Annotated in this window: 19 protein-coding genes; 16 read left to right on the forward strand and 3 right to left on the reverse strand. The window is 33.8% G+C overall.

The genetic code is table 11. From position 1 onward, the window contains the following. Positions 1-2 precede the first annotated feature (2 nt). Both M2265_RS01355 and M2265_RS01360 read left to right on the forward strand, forming a co-directional pair. Positions 3-1,205, forward strand: coding sequence for a Gfo/Idh/MocA family protein (locus M2265_RS01355; RefSeq protein ID WP_264599338.1), 1,203 nt, complete (start codon positions 3-5; stop codon positions 1,203-1,205). Continuing rightward, complete coding sequence (locus M2265_RS01360) at positions 1,145-1,417, forward strand: hypothetical protein (RefSeq protein WP_264599376.1); 273 nt, start codon at positions 1,145-1,147, stop codon at positions 1,415-1,417. The genes M2265_RS01355 and M2265_RS01360 overlap by 61 nt, the downstream gene beginning before the upstream one ends. 155 nt (positions 1,418-1,572) lie before the next feature. Here the strand turns inward: M2265_RS01360 and M2265_RS01365 are convergent, their stop codons facing one another. Beyond that, complete coding sequence (locus M2265_RS01365) at positions 1,573-2,247, reverse strand: epimerase (protein ID WP_132768414.1); 675 nt, start codon at positions 2,245-2,247, stop codon at positions 1,573-1,575. A gap of 392 nt (positions 2,248-2,639) precedes the next feature. Here M2265_RS01365 and M2265_RS01370 point away from each other — a divergent pair, with 392 nt between their 5' ends. The 13 genes from M2265_RS01370 (at position 2,640) to M2265_RS01430 (ending at position 19,345) form a co-directional block, all read left to right on the forward strand. Then, complete coding sequence (locus tag M2265_RS01370) at positions 2,640-3,482, forward strand: universal stress protein (protein WP_132768412.1); 843 nt, start codon at positions 2,640-2,642, stop codon at positions 3,480-3,482. Between the two features lie 78 nt (positions 3,483-3,560). Beyond that, complete coding sequence (locus tag M2265_RS01375) at positions 3,561-3,935, forward strand: DUF1304 domain-containing protein (protein WP_021188319.1); 375 nt, start codon at positions 3,561-3,563, stop codon at positions 3,933-3,935. A gap of 93 nt (positions 3,936-4,028) precedes the next feature. After that, a complete protein-coding gene (locus M2265_RS01380) occupies positions 4,029-4,451 on the forward strand; it encodes a hypothetical protein (protein ID WP_021188320.1) in 423 nt (140 codons plus the stop codon). 179 nt (positions 4,452-4,630) lie between these two features. Beyond that, positions 4,631-7,759 (forward strand): SusC/RagA family TonB-linked outer membrane protein, encoded by a 3,129-nt coding sequence (locus M2265_RS01385; RefSeq protein ID WP_132768410.1) that lies wholly within the window; start codon positions 4,631-4,633, stop codon positions 7,757-7,759. A gap of 10 nt (positions 7,760-7,769) precedes the next feature. Continuing rightward, complete coding sequence (locus M2265_RS01390) at positions 7,770-9,224, forward strand: RagB/SusD family nutrient uptake outer membrane protein (protein WP_132768408.1); 1,455 nt, start codon at positions 7,770-7,772, stop codon at positions 9,222-9,224. Between the two features lie 11 nt (positions 9,225-9,235). Beyond that, entirely contained in the window at positions 9,236-10,459 is a 1,224-nt protein-coding gene (locus tag M2265_RS01395; protein WP_132768406.1) for a hypothetical protein, read from the forward strand. A 263-nt stretch (positions 10,460-10,722) separates the two neighbouring features. Beyond that, complete coding sequence (locus M2265_RS01400) at positions 10,723-11,874, forward strand: Pycsar system effector family protein (RefSeq protein WP_132768404.1); 1,152 nt, start codon at positions 10,723-10,725, stop codon at positions 11,872-11,874. A 3-nt stretch (positions 11,875-11,877) separates the two neighbouring features. After that, positions 11,878-13,935 (forward strand): polyphosphate kinase 1, encoded by a 2,058-nt coding sequence (gene ppk1, locus M2265_RS01405; RefSeq protein ID WP_132768402.1) that lies wholly within the window; start codon positions 11,878-11,880, stop codon positions 13,933-13,935. After that, complete coding sequence (locus M2265_RS01410) at positions 13,928-14,803, forward strand: SdiA-regulated domain-containing protein (protein WP_132768400.1); 876 nt, start codon at positions 13,928-13,930, stop codon at positions 14,801-14,803. Before ppk1 ends, M2265_RS01410 begins: the two co-directional genes overlap by 8 nt. A gap of 3 nt (positions 14,804-14,806) precedes the next feature. Then, complete coding sequence (locus M2265_RS01415) at positions 14,807-15,916, forward strand: metallophosphoesterase (RefSeq protein WP_084825382.1); 1,110 nt, start codon at positions 14,807-14,809, stop codon at positions 15,914-15,916. A 74-nt stretch (positions 15,917-15,990) separates the two neighbouring features. Then, positions 15,991-18,330, forward strand: coding sequence for a GAF domain-containing protein (locus tag M2265_RS01420; protein WP_132768398.1), 2,340 nt, complete (start codon positions 15,991-15,993; stop codon positions 18,328-18,330). Between the two features lie 111 nt (positions 18,331-18,441). Next, positions 18,442-18,984 (forward strand): YceI family protein, encoded by a 543-nt coding sequence (locus M2265_RS01425; RefSeq protein WP_132768396.1) that lies wholly within the window; start codon positions 18,442-18,444, stop codon positions 18,982-18,984. A gap of 10 nt (positions 18,985-18,994) precedes the next feature. Next, positions 18,995-19,345: an ArsC/Spx/MgsR family protein gene (locus tag M2265_RS01430; protein ID WP_132768394.1), complete on the forward strand. Its 351-nt coding sequence runs from the start codon at positions 18,995-18,997 to the stop codon at positions 19,343-19,345. 64 nt (positions 19,346-19,409) lie between these two features. Here M2265_RS01430 and truA read toward each other — a convergent pair whose 3' ends face one another. Together truA and M2265_RS01440 are read right to left on the reverse strand one after the other, a co-directional pair. Next, positions 19,410-20,210, reverse strand: a complete 801-nt coding sequence (gene truA, locus M2265_RS01435; RefSeq protein ID WP_132768392.1) for a tRNA pseudouridine(38-40) synthase TruA — start codon at positions 20,208-20,210, stop codon at positions 19,410-19,412. A gap of 88 nt (positions 20,211-20,298) precedes the next feature. Continuing rightward, positions 20,299-20,835 (reverse strand): YfiT family bacillithiol transferase, encoded by a 537-nt coding sequence (locus M2265_RS01440; protein WP_132768390.1) that lies wholly within the window; start codon positions 20,833-20,835, stop codon positions 20,299-20,301. 768 nt (positions 20,836-21,603) lie between these two features. Between M2265_RS01440 and M2265_RS01445 the strand changes: the two genes are divergently transcribed. Continuing rightward, the gene (locus tag M2265_RS01445) at positions 21,604-22,443 is read left to right on the forward strand and encodes a universal stress protein (RefSeq protein ID WP_132768388.1); all 840 of its coding nucleotides are present in this window, start codon (positions 21,604-21,606) and stop codon (positions 22,441-22,443) included. Positions 22,444-22,504 lie beyond the last annotated feature (61 nt).

Raw genomic sequence — 22,504 nt, forward strand, 5'->3', positions numbered from 1 at the left:
GTATGAATCATTATTTATCGCGTAGAAGTTTTATGAAAAAATCTGCGTTAGCGGGTGGAGCTGTATTAATGGCAAATAGTGTATTTGGAAACATTAATTTGGCGAAGCCTAATGAACGTGTTAATTTAGCTTGCGTAGGTTTGGGAAACAGAGCTGGAGAAATCATCAAATCGTTGTATAAGACCGGTTTATGTAATATTGTTGCCCTTTGCGATGTTGATCTGGGCGCTAAACATACACAGGAGATTCTTTCGATGTTTCCTGATGTACCCCGATTTAAGGATTTCAGAATTATGTTTGATAAAATGTCTAATCAGATTGATGCTGTAAGTATTGGAACACCTGATTTTTCCCATTTCGCGGTTACAATGTTAGCTTTAGATCTTGGGAAGCATGTCTACGTAGAAAAACCTATGGCAAGAACTTTTCTTGAAGTTGAATTGATGACAAATAAAGCAAAGAAATCCCCCAAGCTAGTCACGCAGATGGGTAATCAGGGACATTCGGAAGCTAATTATTTTCAATTTAAAGCATGGAAAGATGCTGGAATTATTAAGGATGTGACGCGTATTGATGCACACATGAATATGCCTCGTAGATGGCATGGTTGGGATGTGCATATGAAAAGGTTTCCAGCTGCTACAGCTGTTCCTCAGACATTGGATTGGGATCTGTGGCAGATGCAGACTATGGGGCATGACTATAATAAAGATTTCGTCAATGGGCAATGGCGATGCTGGTATGATTTTGGCATGGGCGCACTTGGTGATTGGGGAGCACATATATTGGATACTGCTCATGAATTTCTTAATCTGGGTTTACCTACTGAAATTACAGCCGTTAATCTGGAAGGACATAATTCATATTTCTTTCCGATGTCTTCTACACTTAAGTTTCATTTTCCAAAAAGAAGGAGAATGCCTGCAGTAGATATTAATTGGTACGATGGATTGAACAATCTTCCTCCGATACCTGAAGGTTATGGTGTTTCAGGATTAGATCCAAATATTCCTGCACCAAGTACAGGGAAGCTTGAACCAGCAAAATTGAACCAGGTAAAATTATCTATAGTAAAGATCTTCTATTTAAAGGCGGTTCACATGGAAGTACGTTACAAATCATTCCAGAATCTAAAGCGCAAGAACTGCAGTCAAAGTTACCTGTGGTACCAAATTCGCCATCAGACCATTTTGCTAATTTCTTAAAGGGATGTAAAGGTGAAGAAAAAACAAGATCGCCGTTTGAAATAGCCGGGCCATTGAGTCAAGTTTTTTGTTTAGGTGTTATTGCACAGCGTTTAAATACAAAGCTTATTTTTGATTCTGAAAAGAACGAAATTGTCAATGACATTTTTGCTAATGCTTTATTGGCCGGCCCTCCACCTGCAAAAGGGTGGGAGGAGTATTATCTCATGTAGCCTTAGTTTGAAAGATAGTTGTTGTCGAATAATACCAATAGAGCAATCGCAAATTGCTCTATTGGATTATAGGGGATAAATATGTAAAATAATTATGTGGTGCATATTTAGTGAATAATATTTTTTAATAGGAACTAAGGGAAATTGGATTCTCCTTATTTATTATTAGCAAGAATTGCGATATCCTTAACTTCTATAGTATGTGATGGATATCCGTTAACAGTAATATTTATCATCGCTTTTCCTACCTCTTGTAACGTTAAAAAATAGTTTTTATTGAATGCTCTCAATAATGGAAAAATAGCGTTAATTACTCTGTAAAATCCTTTTACATTTTTAGCCCCTTTATTGGGTTTCATAAATGCTGGTCTGAAATTGTAAACAGATTTAAAAGGAAGTTTCAAAAGATCATTTTCTGTTTTTCCTTTTACTCTTGCCCACATTTGTTTCCCTTTTTCACTGCTATCCGTACCCGCTCCAGATATGTAGCAAAATATGCTATTGGGATTGACCTCAGCAAAGGTTTTTGCAAAACTTAAGGTTAGATCATAAGTAATCTTGGTAAATTGATCTTCATTTATGCCTAAAGATGAAATTCCGGCACAGAAAAAACATGCGTCATATTCTTTTAATTGATCAGAAATAACGGAGATAGTACTAAAGTCGCTGTGCAGGATTTCCTTAATTTTCCCTCCCGAATATCCACAAGGTTTTCTACCAATGACAAGAATACTTTGAACTTTATCATCAGCAATGCATTCCTGTAGGACACCTTCTCCGACCATTCCACTTGCGCCGGTGATGATCACTTTAATTTTGGAATTAGTCATTTTGTAGTGGTTTCGTTTATTGAGTGTACGTATAGTTTTGAATTCATTTATGATCGTTCATTAATGATTTAATGAGATGTCGAACATGCTCTTTTCTGATTTGAAAGTATATTCCCTAAATTTTTATAAGGACCAATATTAATCCATTGATCTTGCTCATAGATTAGTTCATTACTAATTTAATGAAAATTAGTATTATAATCAATGAAAGCCAGTACTCGATTCGATGATTTATTTTAATATAATCGTTGTCATTTTTACTGTGTTATATTGTTTAGGTTCATTATACAGGCATAATTGTTGTGTGGATATTTAATGTGGAAAATATTGATTTGTTGGTCAATTATTTTCTAGTAAAATGAATATGTAGCTATCAATTAAATGATTTGATTATGAAGTCTATTCTTATTCTCACCGATTTTTCTTCCGCTACAGAGCAAACAATAGGTTATATCAAAGAAAATGGATTACAGCTTGGTATACAACGGATATTGATTTATCATTCATTTGGCCCCCAAGGTATTGACACATTGGTGCCTGATGGGATTAAAATTCCTATTTTAGGTGATGAACATCAATTATTTGAAAATTCAATTGCCACACTTCAAAAATTACGCAATGAATTATTAGAAGTATTGCAAGATGTCGAGATCGATGTTCTGATTGACTCTAAACCTGTTGTTGAGGCTGTTCATGAAATCGTACAGGAGAAGAATATTGATCTTGTCGTATTAGGTATAAATGGAAGTGATGATGGGGGTAAAAACAGTGTTGGAAAAATACCTGCCCATTTAATGAAAAACCATAGTTTAGATCTTCTGCTTGTTCCTTCAAACTCGAAATCATATCGTATGGATAATGTAATGCTGGCTTGCGACCTAAAAAATATTGTTCAAATTCTTCCTTATAAGAAGCTAAAAGAGTTTGTACGTGATCTAAACGCACATCTTTTTGTAGTCAATGTTGGTGAGGAAAATGATATGGATGCGGTATCTTTAGTACAGGAGCAGACCGTTTTACATGAGCTTATCGATGATCTCAATCCTGAGTTTCACTATTTAAAAAGTAAAGATACCGTGCCGGTTTTACTACAATTTGCACAGTCTAAACAAGTTGGGCTCATTGTTGCAGTACCTCTTAAAAGAGGTTTTTTAGAAAATTTATTTCATAAAAGCGAAACAAAAAAGTTAACATTAAATACCAGTATTCCATTATTACTGATGCATAAAAGGTAAGTGTTAATTTCTTACTATATATTATTGATAAACCTCTTATTAAAAAATATTGATTAAATTCATTTTTATATTACTTATATGGAAGGAATTATTGGAATTACAGCAAAAATTGTGATTGGTATTGTTGCTGTAGAACATCTTTATATTTTATGGTTAGAGATGTTTGCATGGGAAACCAAGGGTAAGGAAACATTTAGATCTTTACCTAAACACTTATTTAAGGATACCAAAGTTCTAGCCGCAAATCAAGGCCTCTACAACGGCTTCTTATCTGCTGGTCTTTTTTGGTCGCTTTTAATAGGAGACTCTTTATGGCAACATAATATAGCTTTGTTTTTTCTAAGTTGTGTTTTTATAGCGGGTATTTATGGGGGTGCAACAGCAGAAAAAGGTATTTTTTTTAAGCAAGCATTACCAGCTTTGATTGGAATTATACTTCTATTATTAAGTTAGAAAAGTTTTATAATTAACTGTTATATATTTTGTTGTATTTATTTGTGTGAATATTCACTTTAGTATTTGCTATTTATTTTTAATAGATAATCTTTGTTTTGGATATTTATAAAAGCTATTTTTGCCCAAATTGACTTACAACAAAGAATGAATCTAGGACGAATTTTTATTATGACAATGACTATGGTCTTTCTAATGAAACCGTTTGTTCCTACGCTTTTTTATTTGGCGAATGTCGACTATATCAAGGAGTATTTTTGTGTGAACAAAGATAAACCGATGTTGCATTGTGATGGTACTTGTTTTTTGGCTAAGAAAATCGCAGAATCCAAGAAAAAGGAACAATCTGATCGCCTTCCGGTTGATAATGCAATGGTTCAAGTTGATTGGATCAAAGAAATTCAACATTGTTTCTTAAGTCCTATTATACAAAAATCTATTAAAGTTGCTTATATCCCAGTTTATTATCATAAAATATATCTAGGAAATCCTTTTCGTCCTCCCCAGTTTACATAAAATATTTTGTTTCTGAATTGAAGTTTTAGAGAACTTCAATTCAGTATCCTATGGCTACAGGCCTTATTTTACATCAGTTTTAACAATTGGATGGTTCCGATTATGAAGTTTTTTGTTGCATTATATGAACTATAATGTAAGCGACTGTCATGTGAGCCAAACAAGTATTTTATGTCATTATGCCACTATCTAAAAGTCCTATGGGACTAGGTTATGTGCTCGGCTTGATCATTACATTGCAATTGATCAATAGTCGGACGCTATTTGCAGGAGTATATCCAGACCAGATTTTATTTAAACAGATTACGATTACTGGGGCCGTTGAGGATGCTAAGGGTAAGCCAATTGCTCATGTGACTGTAGTCGAGGCGGGAACAGTTAATCGCACTCAAACGAACCAGTACGGTCAATTTTCATTAAAAACTAATAATAATACTCCCTCATTGCAATTTTCTGCAGTTGGTTTTAAAAATAAGCTTATCCAAGTTAATGCAGGGCATAAAGTTTTGGTTACGCTAGAAGAGGAGTCGAGTATTATTGATGAAGTTGTGGTGACTGCATACGGCAGTGCCAATAAGCGTAATTTCACGGGCTCGTTACAGGAGATAAAAGCAGATAATTTAACTAAAACATCAGCGGTAAGTTTTGAGACTTCATTGCAGGGAAATGTAACAGGTCTTCATGTTTATACTACCGGTCAACCTGGTGGTAAGTCGAGTGTTCAGATTAGGGGGATGGGTTCGATTAATGGAATTAGAGAACCTCTTTATGTATTGGATGGAGTTGTTATGAACAGTGATAACAATTCAAAAATAGGAGGTAACGGTGCCGTTAATCAAATTAATCCACTTACATCTATCAATTCAAATGATATTGAAAGTATTACTGTTTTGAAAGATGCGGCCGCTGCTTCTCTGTATGGTTCAAGAGCTGCAAATGGTGTTATCTTAATCACGACAAAAAAAGGACGTAAGGGGGAAACTATTCTCAGTGTACTTTCGCAAGGCGGAATACTTTCTAATCTAACTAAAGAGAAGACTATTTCAAATCAGGACTTTAAACAGCTTTGGCAAGTTGGTCAGGTGAATCAATATATTCAAAATAATGAAGGATCGGATTATACCCGTATTTATAACGATTCACAGTTGTTACAACATTATCAATCTTTGGCTCAAAAAGATTATTCTTCCGTTTATGGTCATGATGATGCGAATTCAAACTGGTTAGATGCCATTTACAGAACAGGAACTACACAACAGTACTCTATTGCTGCAAGTGGTGGGAATGAGTCGACTCTTTTTTACGCATCGGGTGAATATCTAAAACAAAATGGTACGATTATCAAATCGGACCTCGAACGAAAATCCGGTAGGTTGAATATGGAGAATAGGGCTAAATCATGGTTAAACTTTGGAGCTAATCTATCTGTCGCTCAATCAGACCGTAATAGCGGACAGTATGATTCAGAATACGTTGGCGGATTAAATCCTTTATTTATGGCTAGGGTCTTGCCGCAGGCAGCTCCTATATATGATAAAACCGGTTATCAGGGAATAGCAGACCTACCAAATCTCATTGAAAAAAATGCTAACCCTATCGGAGTGATTGAAGTGGGAAAATATGAAAATAAAGATTTGCGGTTAAGGGGTTCAGCCTTTGCAGAATTAGTATTGCCTTATTCAATTAAATTTAAATCAACTTTAGGTATTGATCATCAAAGTCTGGAAGAGACTTTATATGATAATAAAGTATTTGGAGCTGGAGGAGGACAATGGAATGGGGCGCTTTATGTTGCTCAGGGACAGCGCTCTCAATTAATGACTTCTAATATATTGTCTTATCAAAATAGGATAAATAAGCATTCTTTTGATATTCTTGCTGGATTTGAGGCAGAGGAATCCAAAATGAAGTCCATTAACAATTCAGGATATGATATTTTGGATAATGAATTGTTGTCTTCGAGCAGTATTGGAACATTGTGGTCATGGAATGGTCAATCGGATAACTATGCTTTGATTTCTTATTTCAGTCGTTTGAATTATAATTTATCCAATAAATATTTTATTTCTGGAAGTATACGAAGTGATGGCTCATCGCGATTTGGAAAAGATTCCCGTTGGGGTAATTTTTGGTCGGTTTCGGGAGCATGGTTAATCTCTGATGAGAATTTTATTAATCATAATAAAATTAATCTTTTAAAACTTAGAGGAAGTATGGGGACTAACGGAAATCTGCCGCCAGCTTCTTATGCTTCTTTAGGTTTTTTCACGACGGCAGGTAAGGCTTATGCTTCGGAATCGGGATTGTCTTATGGACAGTTAGCTAATCCAAATTTATCTTGGGAGCTAAGTAAAAATATTGATCTGGGTTTAGATGCGCGATTGTTTAATACTTTAGATATTACATTAGATTATTTTAATAAAAAAACGAGCAATTTATTGTTAAATATACCAGTTTCTTCAACTACAGGATTCACTAGCCAATTGCAAAATTATGGCGAAATGAAGAATTGGGGTTGGGAATTTAGTATGAAATACAGAGTAATTGACCATAAGGACTTGAAGTGGGATACACGTATTAATGGGACCATCCTCCATAATGAAATTACTAAGTTACCATCTGATCTTATTCCGACCTATAGTTCATCCAACGGTCAAAATCCCCTTATTACTAAAGTTGGCGAAAGCTTAAATTCATTTTATCTAAGAGATTATGCTGGAGTAAACCATGAAAATGGTTTGGCAAGCTACCATGTTCTTAAAGATGGAAGAAGAACAGGCGAGCTGACGACAAATGCAGAGGAGGCCGGATTTGGAATTTTCGGAAACGCTGTACAAAAGGTTCAAGGAGGTTTTTTAAATCAATTTAATTTCAAAAAATTTAGTCTTGATGTATTGTTAAATTATGGAATTGGAGGCAAAGCTTATGATTGGACTGCATTTAAACGTGATGATGATGGTTTTTTACCACAGTTTACAAGCACAAAAGCTCAATTGAACCCTTGGACCCCACTTAATCCAGATTCAAAAGTACCGATACGCATTAATGGTAATAATACTTTTTCAAATGATGTGTCTACCAGACATCTATATAATGCCGATTATTTAAAGGTTAGAAATATACGGTTGAGCTATCATTTGGATAAATTTAGGTTTTTGCAAGGTGCTACCTGTTTTATTCAAGGCGATAATCTGCTTTTATGGACAAAATTAGACGATTTTGATCCTGAAGCAATTACTAATGGAGTCAATTTATTTCAAACGCCAACTTCGAGAAGTGTTTTAATAGGCGTTCAATTCAAATTATAAGATATCTTACATGAGAAATAAATACTATATAAGTGGAGCTTTTATGCTGATTTTGACAATCCTTATGGGGTGTCAGAAGGACTTATTAAATCAAAAGCCGGATCATGTCATATCAGAGGAACTGGTGATCAATTCGGTAGACAAGTTAAAACGCTTGCTCGCGGGATCATATAATGAAATTTCAAATGGTAATTATTTGGGAAGAGTGCTATATAAGCGATCTGCCGTAAAAAGTGCAGATTTTAGATTCGTACAAACCATATACAATCCAAGAAATTATGAACAGATCGAATATCGTTATGAAGAAAGTGGTAATAACAACGGTAGTGCGTCGATATTATGGTTGCAATGTTATAAAGTAATCGGCAACCTCAATCTAATTTTGGCTAATATAGATCGTGCTATTGGTGATGATGCACTTCGTGCACAAATTAAAGCTGAATCTTTAGCATTACGTGGAATGGTCTATTTTGATCTTTCCAGAACATTTGCATATCCATGGATAAAGGATAAAGGAAAGTCACAGGGGATTCCATTAAAGCTTACACCAAATGAGGTGGTTATTGAAAGGGGAACCCTGGCACAGACATACAATCAGATCTTGATCGATTTACTGATGGCTGAAACTTTGCTAAAGGAGAGTGTTCCCGCAGCAGGGAGTTCCAAGTATATTACTAAAGTTGGAGTACAGGCGCTTATGGCAAGAGTATATTTGTATCAAGAGAATTGGCAGATGGCACTTCATTATGCTCAAAAAGTAATGGAAGTTATACCTGAAGAAAAACTGATGGGATTGACGAATTATGTTTTTTCAGATTATAATTCTGAATCAATATTTGAGCTAAGTGTCACAAATGATAACTCGCCGGGGAGTAATGGTTTAGGTGCTCAATTTGATTTTAGAGCAGGGGGACAGGGAGATATTTTAGCGACACAGACTTTTAGTGATTTACTGAAGGAATATGTTGCAGATCCACGTGCTAATCTACTATTGACTGATAAGGAAGGGACGAAGAATGCTTTTGTGAAATACATCAATAGAAGTGGTGGGTCTGGCTTAAGTATTCATAACATTCCTGTCATCAGGCTTTCAGAGATTGTGTTAATTGCTGCTGAGGCTTGTGCAAATGGGGCCACAGGAGGAGAAGAAGCTGCACTTCGTTATTTAAATATGTTGATTAAACGAAGAACTGGCGATTTTCAACGGGATAGGGCTACTGAAAGTGGTGTGGGGTTATTAAATAGAATTGCAAAGGAGAGACGGAAAGAATTAGCACTAGAGGGGCATGAAATCTATGATTTGATCAGAACTGGAACGGCTTTAGAAAGGAAGCTAACTGATCATATCAATACTGGACTTAATAGTAAAAATTTGAATATACCAGCTATATCTGTAAAAATGATCTATCCGATTCCGGCTAATGAAATTAGCGCTAGTGGAATGAAACAAACTATTGGTTACTAAAAGTTATTCTTATGAAAAATACAATTAAAATAATTGGATTGCTATATATGATACTATTGCTGTCTGCATGTGATAATAAGCTGAAAAAGGAAACTGATTTTCAGGAAATTCCATTTGAAGAAGGATCAAATGCTGTTCTGCCACATCTAACGTCTTATGCGGGGCAATTATATTTATCTTGGGTAGATACAGTATCAAACTCGAATCCTAGCTTACGGTACAGTAAGCTTCAAAACGGGAAATGGCAACCACAGGTACTACTAGCTTCTGGTAAAAACTGGTTTGTGAATTGGGCCGATTATCCTATGCTTGCTATGCATAAAGGGAAGATATTGAGTCATTATCTACAACTCTCAACCACAGGTAAGATGGCTTATGATATTAAATTTAATGTTTCTGATCATCAAGGATCTACTCATTATAAATTGTTGCACAGTGACCATACGGCTACTGAACATGGATTTGTATCTATGATTCCTTATCGTGACAGTAGTTTTTTGGTTACTTGGTTAGATGGTCGAAATATGGTTACTGATGCTCATGCTCATGGACATCATAGTGGAACAATGAGTGTAAGGGTTGCGGAAGTAACAGCTCAGGGTGAAATAAAAGATGAAACTATTGTTGATGACAGTGCATGTACTTGCTGTCAAACGACTACTAGCCTAACAGCAAATGGGCCGGTGGTACTGTATAGAGACTGTACTTCTGATAATATACGTGATATTGTTATTGTAAGAAAGCTGGGAAATGGGTGGACTAAACCGGTTCCTATTCATGCCGATAATTGGTTTATCCAGGGTTGTCCTGTAAATGGACCAAAATCAGCTGCTATTGGTAATACTTTAGCGGTTGCATGGTTTACTGCATCAGATGAAACTCCTCGTGTGCAACTGGTGTTTTCAGGTAATGGTGGAGAGCAGTTTATGGATCCTATATTGATCAGTAACAAGGGTGTACTTGGGCGTGTTGATGTAGCCCTTGTTGATACTGACCAAGCGATAGTAAGCTGGATGCAAACTGAAGGTGATTTAACTTATCTATATGCGATGCTCGTTAATAAAGATGGTACAACCGGTCCGTTGAGAAAAGTTACACAACTTTCATCTAGTAGAAAGAGTGGTTTTCCTCAGATGGAGCTTGTAGGAGATCAGGTATATTTTGCATGGGTGGAATTACAAAATAATGTTACGAAACTGAGAACAGTATCAAAACCTATAAATCAGTTTAAATAATAGAAAATGCTATATGTAACCTTAATTTATAAATAATGATAAAAAAAGCCGGATACAAAAATGTATTCAGCTTTTTTTGAAAAATGTAATATTATTATTTATCGTATCTTTTAGGATGATTATTTTCATCCATATCTGCCAAAAATAAATGATCTTTGTTTGGATGGATCTTAAGAAGATATTATTTAATTCTTATCTTTAAATAATAGTAATGTATATTGAATCAGTATTGATTACGATCAACCCAAACTAATTTATATTTTATGGACTACTCTCAATTGATAAAGGAAACGGCCAAATTTGTACATAAGTATATGGATGAACATGACCTTTCAAAATTCAGCTTCCATAATGATGCACATACGCAGGAGGTTGTGGATGCAGTTCAGAAAATGGCAAGTTATTATAATCTTGAAGAGCGCGACACCGCAATTGTAACGTTATCAGCCTATTTTCATGATCTTGGTTATTGTGTTCATGGCAAAGATAGTCATGAAGAGAGGAGTGCGGCCATTGCTTCAGATTTCCTTCATTCAAAAGATGTTGATGATAGTTTTATTCAGTCTGTGTCTGGCTGTATATTAGCGACAAAATTACCGCAATCACCAAAGAATCTATTGGAAGAAATTGTTTGTGATGCTGATTTATTTCACTTAGGCAGCGATCGCTTTGATGCCCGCAATAAATTGATGCGTCAAGAAGCGAAAGCTTGTGGATATGTAGTGAGTAAAGATGAGTGGCGAAAAAATACGATTAAATTAATGGAAGATCATCATTATCATACGGATTATGGTCGTAATTTACTAGAGAATAAAAAGCAGCAGAATATGACGGTTTTGAAACAAAAAGAAAATTCTGGAACTGCTGATCAAGAAAAAAAGAACGGGAGACCTGAAAGAGGGATTGAGACAATGTTTCGCATCACCTCGACTAATAATCAGCGTTTAAGTGATATGGCTGATAATAAATCCAATATCCTAATCACTGTTAATTCGATAATATTATCTGTTGTTATTGCGCTCCTATTACGTAAATTAGACAATAATGCTCATTTAATATTTCCTACATCAATTTTATTATTTACTAGTTTAGCAACTATGGTGATTGCTATTTTGGCAACGCGACCATCTGTTCCGGACGGAAAATACACCGATGAAGATTTGAAAAGTAAAAAGGTCAATTTGTTGTTTTTTGGTAACTTTTACAGAATGAATCTAGAGAGTTATAATAGCGGAATGAAACTTATGATGGAAGAGCGTGATTATCTGTATAGTACTTTAATAAAAGATGTCTATTCTCAGGGTGTTGTGTTGGGCAGAAAGTTCAAATTACTTCGATTAGCTTATAATATTTTTATGTACGGGTTGATTGTATCCGTATGTGCGTTTATTATTGTTGTATTGATTAATTCCTAATGTATGCTAAACATTGAAAGTGAAGAAGTGAGTACACGTCTTTATAATCGTGATTTGAGCTGGTTATCGTTTAATGAGCGTATTTTGAGAGAAGCAGGTAAAAAACAAGTTCCGCTATTAGAGAGCATTAATTTTTTAGCAATTTTCTCTTCAAATCTGGACGAATTTTATCGGGTTAGAATGCCCGTACTGCTTGCTTTGAAAAAGATTAAACATCAGGAAAACATAGATAATGACTCGCAAGACGTTAAAATTTATAAACAGGTCAAGTTACGCATAAAAAAACAGTTATCTCTTTTTGGAAGTATCTTGGTAAGTGAAATCATTCCTGCTTTAAAATCAGCTAACATTCATTTCATCTATAATGAAACAATCCCCGATACTATTGTTAACCAAACTAAAGATTATTTTTATGAACGGATTGCATCATACTTAGAAATATCTATTATTGAAGATGTCACTTTTTTTCCAAAAAACAATCAACTTTATTTTGTTTTTACTTTCAAAGAAGGGGAACTTGATAAGTTGGGAATGATTTCTATTCCGTCGGATCAAGTTTCCAGATTCTATTATGTTGCCACTGAAGATAAAAATTATATTGTTTTTATTGACGATATTATTAGGCAAAACTTTCCAGATATTTTCAAAGATCACTTCATTACAGGTATGTATTCATTTAAGGTGACTCGTGATGCAGAGTTGGAGTTAAATAATGAATTTGAAGGCTCGTTGCTTCTGAAAATTGAAAAGCAGATCAGAAAAAGAGATTTTGGGCTAGCAACACGTTTACTCTATCAGCCAGATCTTCCAGATGATCTTTTAAGTGCATTGATTAAGTTGTTTAAACTTCGCAAATCTAGTTGTATAAAAGGAGGTAACTATCATAATCTAAAAGATTTTTTTTCTTTTCCGATTGATAAAAAAGAGTGGAAATATAGACCTCAACCTCCAATACCTTATCGGTTTAAATCTTCATTTTTATCTTTGTTAGATGAAATTAGTGTTGAAGACATCCTCGTTAATACTCCCTACGAGTCTTATGATGTGGTGCTTAGATTTTTTAATGAGGCAGCGGTTCGTCGAGATGTGGAAGAAATATATATATCCATGTATCGGGTAGCTAGTGATTCTAAAATTCTACATGCAGTATTAAATGCAGTCAAAAATGGAAAAAAAGTAACTGTTTTCGTGGAATTAAAAGCGAGATTTGATGAGGAAAATAATATTTATTGGGCAAAGAAATTAAAAGCAGCAGGTGTAAATGTACTATATAGTATTCCAAATTTAAAAGTGCATGCTAAAATTGCTTTAGTAAAAACAAAACAAGGTAATGCCGTCCAGTATTTTGGTTTACTTTCTACGGGCAATCTGAATGAAAAAACAGCCCATAGGTATGCTGATCATGTTTTATTGACTGCTCAGCAAGAAATCTTACAAGAAGTAATGGAGGTGTTTAATGTGTTAAAAAAAAGACGAGATCAAACTTCCTATTATAGTACCCATTTCAAGTATTTACTGGTGTCACAATATAATTTGGCAGCAGGTTTTATGCAGCTCATCGATCAGGAAATTGCATCTGCAAAGATGGGATTGCCAGCATGGATTATTATTAAGGTCAATAATTTAGAAGAAAAGGGCATGATCCAAAAGTTGTATGAGGCAAGTCAAGCTGGAGTGGTAATTCAATTAATAGTCAGGAGTATCTGTCGTCTAATACCGGGTGTTGCCGGTCTAAGTGAAAATATTAGCGTTAGACGTATTGTAGATAGATACTTAGAACATAGTAGAGTTTTTATATTTAACAATAATGGTCAAGAACAGGTGTATTTAGGATCGGCAGACTGGATGCACCGTAATATATACAATAGGATAGAAGTTTGTTTTCCGATTGTTAATAGACGATTAAAAAAGGAGATTCAAACAATTATTGCTATACAATTGGAAGACGATACGTCTGCTGAAGTTCTGGATGAACATATGGATTCCATCGAAAGATCTGTTGATAAAGGTATTCGCGCCCAAGAGTGTATTTATGATTATTGTAAACAACTAAATGAGTAAGGAAATGAATGGTAGAAAATTATTATTGATATGTATGCCTATTGCTAGTCTATTTTTCTTGACAGCATGTGCACAAACTACTCAAGTTTATAGGAGTCCAAAGGGCTATGATTTCAATAAAGGAGAAAAATTATTTTTACCAGATGCTCTTCATGAACTATCTGGAATAGCATTTCCTGCAGAAAGCTCCAAACATATCTTTGCAAACGAGGATGAAAATGGTCTGGTGTATTATTTTGCGCCAGGTGAACACCAGTACCAGCAGATCAAGTTTGCAAAGAAAGGTGACTACGAGGGAATTGCCATCAGTAATGGATATATTGTAGTGCTAGAAAGTAAAGGTACAGTCTATTCGTTTCCTTACAGTGATATACTTCAAAGGGAAGCTACAAATGTTAAAGTAGGAAAAGACCTGATTCCTAAAGCTGAATATGAATCACTAGCGGCCTCTCAATCAGACAGTTTATTGTATATTATATGTAAGAAATGTGCTGTTGATAAATCGTCTAGCACAGTTACTGGTTATGTATTGGGACTTTCTAAAGAGGGTGATTTTTTCAAAAAAGGGGAATTTAAAATTGATGAGAAACAAATTGACTTAATTAGTAGTTTAAAAGGAAAACAGTTTCGGCCATCAGCTTTGACTAAAAACAAGCGGACAAACGAGTGGTATATTTTGTCTTCAATTAATAAAATGTTAGTTGTTGCAAATGACAAATGGGAGGTGGTTGGCGCATTTCCATTAGATCCGTCACTTTTTAATCAGCCTGAAGCTATTGCATTTGATGATTCGGGCAGTTTATACATTGGTAATGAGGGTGGAGATAAAGCAAATAAAGCAACATTATTAAAATTTAAATTGAATTAAAAGATGTTGAAATTTTTATGTGTTACACTTCTTTCATTTTTAATGACTGGGGTATTTGCACAAGATAGTGTAGTAAACCGAGTTATTTTTATTGGTGATGCCGGTGAGATTAATTTTAAACAGGAAACGATTATTCCACTTGCCGCCGCACTGGTTTTAAAAGGGAAGACAACTGTTATGTTTTTGGGGGATAATATCTACCCCAGTGGTATGGGGCTACCCGGTAGTAAGGAAGAATTGGAAACAGCATCGATCTTAAGGTCACAGTATGAACCTATGCGAGCAGCTGATGCGCCAGTATATTTTATACCCGGCAATCATGATTGGGATAAGATGGGGAAACAGGGACTAGCAAAGATCAGAGCTCAAGGAAATTTTCTGGATGCACAACAAGATTCACTTTTGCAATTAGTTCCTAAAAATGGCTGTCCTGATCCGGTAGAAATTCCTATTTCAGATCATCTGGTTATTATTGCCTATGATAGTGAATGGTGGCTTTTTCCTCATGAAAAGATCGATACAAATATTAGATGTGGCTGTGATTCTGAAGTTAAAGTTATAGAAAAACTGAAGGAATTGGTTCATAAGAATAAGAATAAAACAATTTTGGTTGCTTCACATCATCCTTTCTATTCATACGGTGTTCATGCGGGTTACTATTCGTGGAAGGACCATATTTTTCCACTTACAATATTGAATAAAAATTTTTACCTTCCATTACCTGTAATTGGATCATTGTATCCATTAATGAGATCAACAGTGTTTTCAAATCCTGAAGATATGAATCATTCGGATTACAAACGTTTAAAACTACAAGTAAATGCGGTATTTGAGGGAGTTCCGAATTATGTTTACATATCTGGTCACGATCACGGCTTACAGTTTATAAAAAAAAGAGATCAATATCAAATTGTTAGCGGTTCTGGAGCAAAAAGCTCATCTATAAAAAGTAATAGTAACTTACTTTATAAAAATTCAATGCAGGGTTTTGTTACTGTGGATCTATTATTGGATAGAAGTACTCAGATTACTTATTATACTTACGATAATAAGGGTATTAAGGCAGATTATGCATACCGGATACCTTATAAAACAGAAATCACAAATAAATAACGAACTGAATCTACTCTGCATCACATTCCCATCTTAAATGTGATGGGTCGTGTTAGTAATTTAATTTTTTTAATATGCAATCAGCATTATTTACTATAATAAATGAGGAGGAAGATCAATTTCCTGAAATTGAAACCCACCTTTCTTTTGACCCATTTTTGAATTATCTGAAAAGAAAAGGTGAAAATGAAATATCAATTAAAAAGAACTTTTTAGCTAGTGTATTAAAGGATTTTAATCAAGCATTTGCAAAATATGGTCCTTTGGATAAGCACAATATTCACCAATTTGAAAACGAATTTAGATTAATTCATGCATCTTTAAATCCAGTATTACAAGATGATGAGGACACTTATTGGGCATTGGGCTTTCCTTTAGGACAAAAAATATGTTTTGGAACAGATAAATTCTATGCTTTACTTGAACAGTATAGATGTGATAATCAACTTGCTTTAGCACATGATTCTGTTGGGTTTTCTGAGAAAATCCAGATGTTGTATTCATTTATATTAGAAAGGTTATATGGGATAAAATCTGCAAAGCATTTTGAGATAATTCATTCCTTTATCGATGCATTGACTGGACTACAAAAGTATTACCGGATCAATATCGATCATACTTTTGTAGATGTAAAAGTAATCGGAAATTTACCTGTTTTTGATCGGATAAAAGTAATTGATGAGTTTTCAAAAACATTAAATTTTGAGATAATAAAAACTTTGATTCCATTGAATAAAATCAAAATGGATGGTTTTTCTATTTTAACAGTTACTGATATTACTGAACAACAGGCGCTTGAAAATATAAAAAATATCATTATAAGGGGAATTGATGAAGCAGATTCTTATGGACACGTGATTATGGCTTTAAGAACATTAGCAGGAAATCCTGCTATTGAATTTTCTCTTTTACCTTTTTTTAAGTTGAATAACAAAGTCGTATTTGATTTTAAAGAAAAGAAAACGTCAGCTTTATTGGATTTATTAAAAATTAATAAAGGAAGTGAGCAACGTATTCAAGAGTTGCTGGATGAATTTATTAAGCGACCCCAAATTCTTGTTTTTAGTAAAGATTTTCCTATTGAAGATAAAACTATGTCGTTCCTTTGGGAACGACTGAAAGATCTGGGCATCGTCAACTATGCATTGATTCCCATAGCCCATAATAAAGAGATCGTAGGTGTTATCGAAGTCTTTACAAAAACAGATGCAGTTCTTGATGAACAGATTTTGGCTCGAATATTTAGTGCAAGTACCTTACTAGCACAGTTGCTAAAAGATGAAATTGTTGAGTTTCAGACAAAAATAAACGAGGTTATAAAGGAAAAATTTACATCTCTTCAATCAGCAGTACAGTGGAAGTTTAATCAAGAGGCTTGGGAATATTTACAAAGAATAGAACAAGATAAACCTAAACCTATTGTTGGTGATATTAAATTTGAACAAATATATCCGTTGTACGGTGCCATCGATATTCGAAATTCAACTATTGAAAGAAATAAGGCGGCTTTTCAGGACATGATTGTTCAATTAGAATTATTGGAGAATGTCTTAATTCAATTGAAACACTTAAATAGTATTGTTATTCTTGATGAAATGATTTTCAACTGCCGAAGATGGTTACAGGAAATTAATGAAGAATTAATGGATAGTATGCAGATTCAGCTTAATGACTTTTTTAATCAAAATGTGGCTGAAGTTCTCACTTATTTTAAGGAGAATTTAAAAGAATCTCATCCGATTATTGCCGCATATGAAAATGCTATCCATCCTTTAAATGGGGTTGTTTATAAAAATCGTAATGTTTTAGAAAAATCGATACGTTTAATTAATAGTGGAATAAGTGGTTATCTGGAGTTATTTGAAAAGGAATTGCAAAATTCTTACCCTTGTTATTTTGAAAAATTTAGATCAGATGGTATTGAATATGATATTTACATAGGCCAATCTATCGCTCCAGACAAAAAGTTCAATGAGATATACTTAAAAAATATCCGACTTTGGCAATTGACGTCAATGGCGGCGATTGCAAAAATTACACATAGTCTGTTGGATCAAATGGAGAAACGTTTACTAACAACGCAGCTTATTTTTGTTAATGCTACGTTGATCGATATTAATTTTAGAACAGATGAACACCGATTTGATGTAGAGGGAGCTTATAATATTCGCTATCAGATTATAAAAAAGAGAATCGATAAAGTGACTATTAAAGGTTCGAACGAACGCCTTACTCAGCCGGGTAAAATTGCTATTGTCTATTTTACAAAGCGCGAGGAAAAAGAATATTTAGGATATATTCAATATCTACAAAAGAGCGGATCTTTATTAGATGATCTAGAAGAATTGGAATTGGAAGAATTACAGGGTGTTAAAGGATTGCAAGCGTTGAGAATAGGAATTAATTTAGCCTAAAGTAGCATACTAAACGTATCAAACAAATGATCTAAATCAATTTTTAGATTTTTAGTAATCCTTATTTTTGCAATTATTAGATATCTACCTAATTAATTAAAATAACAGTTTATGGCAACATACAAATGGTCAATAGACCCAAGTCATAGTGAAGTCGCTTTTAAAGTGAAACACTTAATGATTACAACGATAACAGGTTATTGTGGTAAGTTCACACTTGATCTTGAAACTACTTCTAATGATTTTAATACCGCTAAGAATATAGCATTTAAAGCGGAGATAAATTCTATCAATACCAATGATACACAAAGAGACGAACATTTGAAGTCAGCTGATTTTTTTAATGCTGAAGCCTACCGTTATTTAGAATTTACTGGTGTTAAATATGTAGGAATCGGGGATGAAGCGCAACTAACCGGAAATTTGACAATAGGAAATATTACCAAAGCTATTACATTAAAAGTTTTGTTTGGCGGGATTGTGGTCGATAGTTATGGCCAAACAAAAGCAGGCTTTTCTTTAAGCGGGCAACTTAGTCGTAAGGAATTTGGTTTAACATGGGATGCTGTTACAGAAGCTGGTAATATTGTGGTTAGTGATGAAGTACGAATTAGTGCTGAAGTTCAAGTGATTAAAAAAGATATAATACTCTAGATTTTGGATCATGATAAAGATATATCATAACAAATTGTGTAGTAAAAGCTGTGCTGTATTAGATTTATTGAAATCGAAAGATGTAGATTTATCAATACGGGAGTATCTTCAAGATGTTCCTAGTAAAGATGAATTGCTTGAGCTGGTCACTTTACTTCAATTAAAACCTCTTGAGCTGATACGACGTACTGAATCAATTTTTCAAGAAAAGTTTAAAAATCTTGTTCTTTCGGATGAAGAATGGATCTCCGTTATGTTGGAGTATCCTATTCTAATTGAGCGTCCTATTGTTGTAAAAGATGGTAAGGCCGTTATCGGTCGACCGATTGATAAAGTAATAACACTAATATCAGAAGGTTAACATTATTTGTTATGAAAAGTATCTAGATAGGATTGCATACTTTATTTTTTTTAATATTGAGTATCTAAATAGAAATCCAGTCGGAACTTTGGGAAGGTGTTAAAAAATCAGTGCGTGGTGGAAGATTTAGGTATGGATAGTTAACTTTGGATAGATACAAACCTATTGGATGGGCCGGTCTCAATATTTTGGGAAGTTCTAATGTAATTAAATGATTTTCAAATTCATCAATACTTAGTTCCCCATTACCTATTTTTAAAAGTTTACCGGTTAGAATTCTGATCATCTTACCTAAAAATCTATTACTGGAAATATTAAACCGAATTCTATCACCTTTTGTATTGACAAATATTCCTGCAGCTGTTACGTGGCAGATTGTATGTTCATTTTTATCAGGATGTGTGCAAAAGGGACGAAAATCCTTATATTTTAAGAGCAATTTTGCAGCTTCACTCATTTTGTCTAAATTTAATTTGGGATATAAGTATAATGAGCTTTGATTGCTTAAGAAAGGATCTTTGTACGTGTGAATAAAGTAATCATATTCTCTATGCACTGCATCAAAACGAGCATGCGGCTTACCTTCCATTTTTATTATATCGTAAATGGCGATGTTATCAGGAAGAGCCTTATTGAGTCGAAATAATAAGTCGAAATCATATTCTTTCTCAATATCCGCATGAAAAAAGTACTGACTAGCGTGGACTTGAGCATCTGTACGGCCACAACCAAATATGGTGGTTGGTACTTTTAATACTTTATGGAGTGTATTTTCCAAAACTTCTTGTACGCTTTCTACATCAGGTTGTCTTTGCCAACCATTATAATTCTGACCCTGATAGGCGATATGGAAAAAATATCTCAATTTACCTTTTTAATTTAATGCAATTTTACAAAAAAATGCTAGCTTATTTTTATAAAAAACTTATTACCTTCATAATATTTTAAATTGACTATTCCTTATTCATTTTTGCGATTTTAATATGTGCAAGATGATGCTCACAATGCCAAGCGTACAGTCCAATATTTGTTTTAATATTAATGAGTTCGTTCGAATCAGGATGTCTAAATTGTCTGGCCATATCCGAAGGTGTCATATTTTGTAGTAAAACTACCCAGCGGTAATGTAGAGCTTCTAGCATATTTATAGAAGAATTAATAGCAAGTTCTTTTGAGTCAATAAGTTCTGCCCAAAGATCTTCAGCATATGGTTTTATAACGGGTATATCTTCTGTCAAAGCTAGTTTAAATCTGATTAAACTATTCATGTGGCTGTCAGCACAATGATGTATTATTTGTCTTATTGACCAACCATTAGGTCTATAGGTTTTTTGTAATGCTTCTTCCGATAATTCTTGAACTTCTTTTTTTAGAAGATCTGGGAAAGATTGTATAATTCCAATCCATTTTGTTATCGTTCCATTATCTATTGTATTTGGCGCAATAAATTTACCAATTGGAAACTTCAGGTTATCGATATTAGATTTCATATCTATGTATAAGTTCTTATGTTTTTAACGTCATTCTCGAGCTTCCTGAAAAGATCACTTATTTCTTTTATTTCGAATTACGTATGTATTAATACGGCTCTTAATTCCTTTACAGCGATAAATCATTGTTTTAATAATACGATTAATAATGCGATAGCAAAAATAACCTATTACAGATACAGTTAAGATTATTATTGTATTATCAACCCATTTTGGCAATAGATGATTTAGCAAAAAATATCCCATGAAGATCAGGTATGCTACTAAATAAAGTATGATGTAAAAGCTCTTTTTCCAACCAAACCAAGCTGAGAGATATAAATAGCTACTGATTAATCCAATACATGGTAATATGTAAACAAGGTTTGTATCAACTAACTTATCATCAAAAGGAGCATAGAAGAATCTACCGATCAGGATGATTATAGCTAAATTAAAAATAAATTTAAGGATCCACTGGATATTATATATGTACATAAGTTTTATATAATTATTAAAGACAATTGCCAGGTTTTCAACGTATTTTACTATAAACTATAGGTACAGACCAATAATTGAAAACCGAAAAATTTAAAATTAGCAAATTTCGGTTCGAAAAACTAATTATAAATATGAAACAACTTGCGTAATCGGTCATAAGACATTTCTAGTTTATTCGGAATATTTATTTATGCATTTAGATTAATGTGTATTATTTTCTTAATTTTTAAACTAAAAATAAGATTCGGTTGTTTAGTAATCGAGTATACATTACAAGAAATCACGATCATGGAAACAATTGTTTTTTTAACCGATTTTTCTGTTCCTGCTAGACATGCTTTCGATCAACTCTTGACCCTTGCTAAGCAAACAGCTATAAAAAAAGTCATCATATACCACTCCTTAGGGTATCTAAATGGAGGATTTTACTATGTTGGCGAGTTTATACCGCCACCAATTCTTGTAGATGAAACAGATATTGCGGCAGTAGACTCAAAAATGCTTCTTTTGAAACAGGAATTATTAAATGTTTCACCAGCTACAAACGTCCATACAAGACATGATAGTTTTACTGTTTTAGATGGCATGGAGCGAATTTCCGAAGAGAGGCATGTTGACCTAGTTATTGCTGGCATGAGAGGAAATGATGATAATGGTAAAAATAGTATTGGTACTATTACCAATGAGCTGATACAGGCACATCTGTATAACCTTTTATTGGTGCCAGATATGGATAAAGTACATATCTTTAAAAATGTTATCCTTGCAGTGGATCTAATGCATTTAGATGAACGATTGCCCGTGAAAACAATATTTCATTTACAAGAATTGTTATCTTTAAGATGGTATGTTGTAAATGTAAGTGTTCAAGGGAAGCATAAGGCAGCTGATTTAATTGAGGAACAATCTTTTTTGCATGCAAGTTTAGATAGTCTTGAACCGACTTACTCTTATTTGGAAGGCGAAGATTTTGTTGAGAAACTAAATGTATATGTTCAAGAACATAATATTCATGTATTGATCACTGTACCCCGTAAACTTGGATTTATCGCTTCGTTTTTTCAAAAAAGTGCCTCAAAAAAATTGGCAGTTAATGCCAAGGTCCCTATTTTAATGTTAGTATCTTAATCAACTTCTTCATTTTTGTAAGTTAAATCAATTAGATTAAAATAAAGTAAAGGGGTGTATA

Source organism: Sphingobacterium kitahiroshimense, from assembly GCF_025961315.1.
GTDB classification, from domain to species: domain Bacteria; phylum Bacteroidota; class Bacteroidia; order Sphingobacteriales; family Sphingobacteriaceae; genus Sphingobacterium; species Sphingobacterium anhuiense.

Excerpts from the sequence above, each read along its gene's own strand:
- M2265_RS01400 (WP_132768404.1), top strand. The coding sequence starts at position 10,723 with ATGGACTACTCTCAATTGATAAAGGAAACGGCCAAATTTGTACATAAG.
- M2265_RS01415 (WP_084825382.1), top strand. The coding sequence starts at position 14,807 with ATGTTGAAATTTTTATGTGTTACACTTCTTTCATTTTTAATGACTGGG.
- M2265_RS01370 (WP_132768412.1), top strand. The coding sequence starts at position 2,640 with ATGAAGTCTATTCTTATTCTCACCGATTTTTCTTCCGCTACAGAGCAA.
- M2265_RS01445 (WP_132768388.1), top strand. The coding sequence starts at position 21,604 with ATGGAAACAATTGTTTTTTTAACCGATTTTTCTGTTCCTGCTAGACAT.
- M2265_RS01395 (WP_132768406.1), top strand. The coding sequence starts at position 9,236 with ATGAAAAATACAATTAAAATAATTGGATTGCTATATATGATACTATTG.
- M2265_RS01420 (WP_132768398.1), top strand. The coding sequence starts at position 15,991 with ATGCAATCAGCATTATTTACTATAATAAATGAGGAGGAAGATCAATTT.
- M2265_RS01355 (WP_264599338.1), top strand. The coding sequence starts at position 3 with ATGAATCATTATTTATCGCGTAGAAGTTTTATGAAAAAATCTGCGTTA.
- M2265_RS01390 (WP_132768408.1), top strand. The coding sequence starts at position 7,770 with ATGAGAAATAAATACTATATAAGTGGAGCTTTTATGCTGATTTTGACA.
- M2265_RS01365 (WP_132768414.1), bottom strand. The coding sequence starts at position 2,247 with ATGACTAATTCCAAAATTAAAGTGATCATCACCGGCGCAAGTGGAATG.
- M2265_RS01385 (WP_132768410.1), top strand. The coding sequence starts at position 4,631 with ATGCCACTATCTAAAAGTCCTATGGGACTAGGTTATGTGCTCGGCTTG.
- M2265_RS01425 (WP_132768396.1), top strand. The coding sequence starts at position 18,442 with ATGGCAACATACAAATGGTCAATAGACCCAAGTCATAGTGAAGTCGCT.
- M2265_RS01375 (WP_021188319.1), top strand. The coding sequence starts at position 3,561 with ATGGAAGGAATTATTGGAATTACAGCAAAAATTGTGATTGGTATTGTT.
- M2265_RS01410 (WP_132768400.1), top strand. The coding sequence starts at position 13,928 with ATGAGTAAGGAAATGAATGGTAGAAAATTATTATTGATATGTATGCCT.
- ppk1 (WP_132768402.1), top strand. The coding sequence starts at position 11,878 with ATGCTAAACATTGAAAGTGAAGAAGTGAGTACACGTCTTTATAATCGT.
- M2265_RS01440 (WP_132768390.1), bottom strand. The coding sequence starts at position 20,835 with ATGAAATCTAATATCGATAACCTGAAGTTTCCAATTGGTAAATTTATT.
- M2265_RS01430 (WP_132768394.1), top strand. The coding sequence starts at position 18,995 with ATGATAAAGATATATCATAACAAATTGTGTAGTAAAAGCTGTGCTGTA.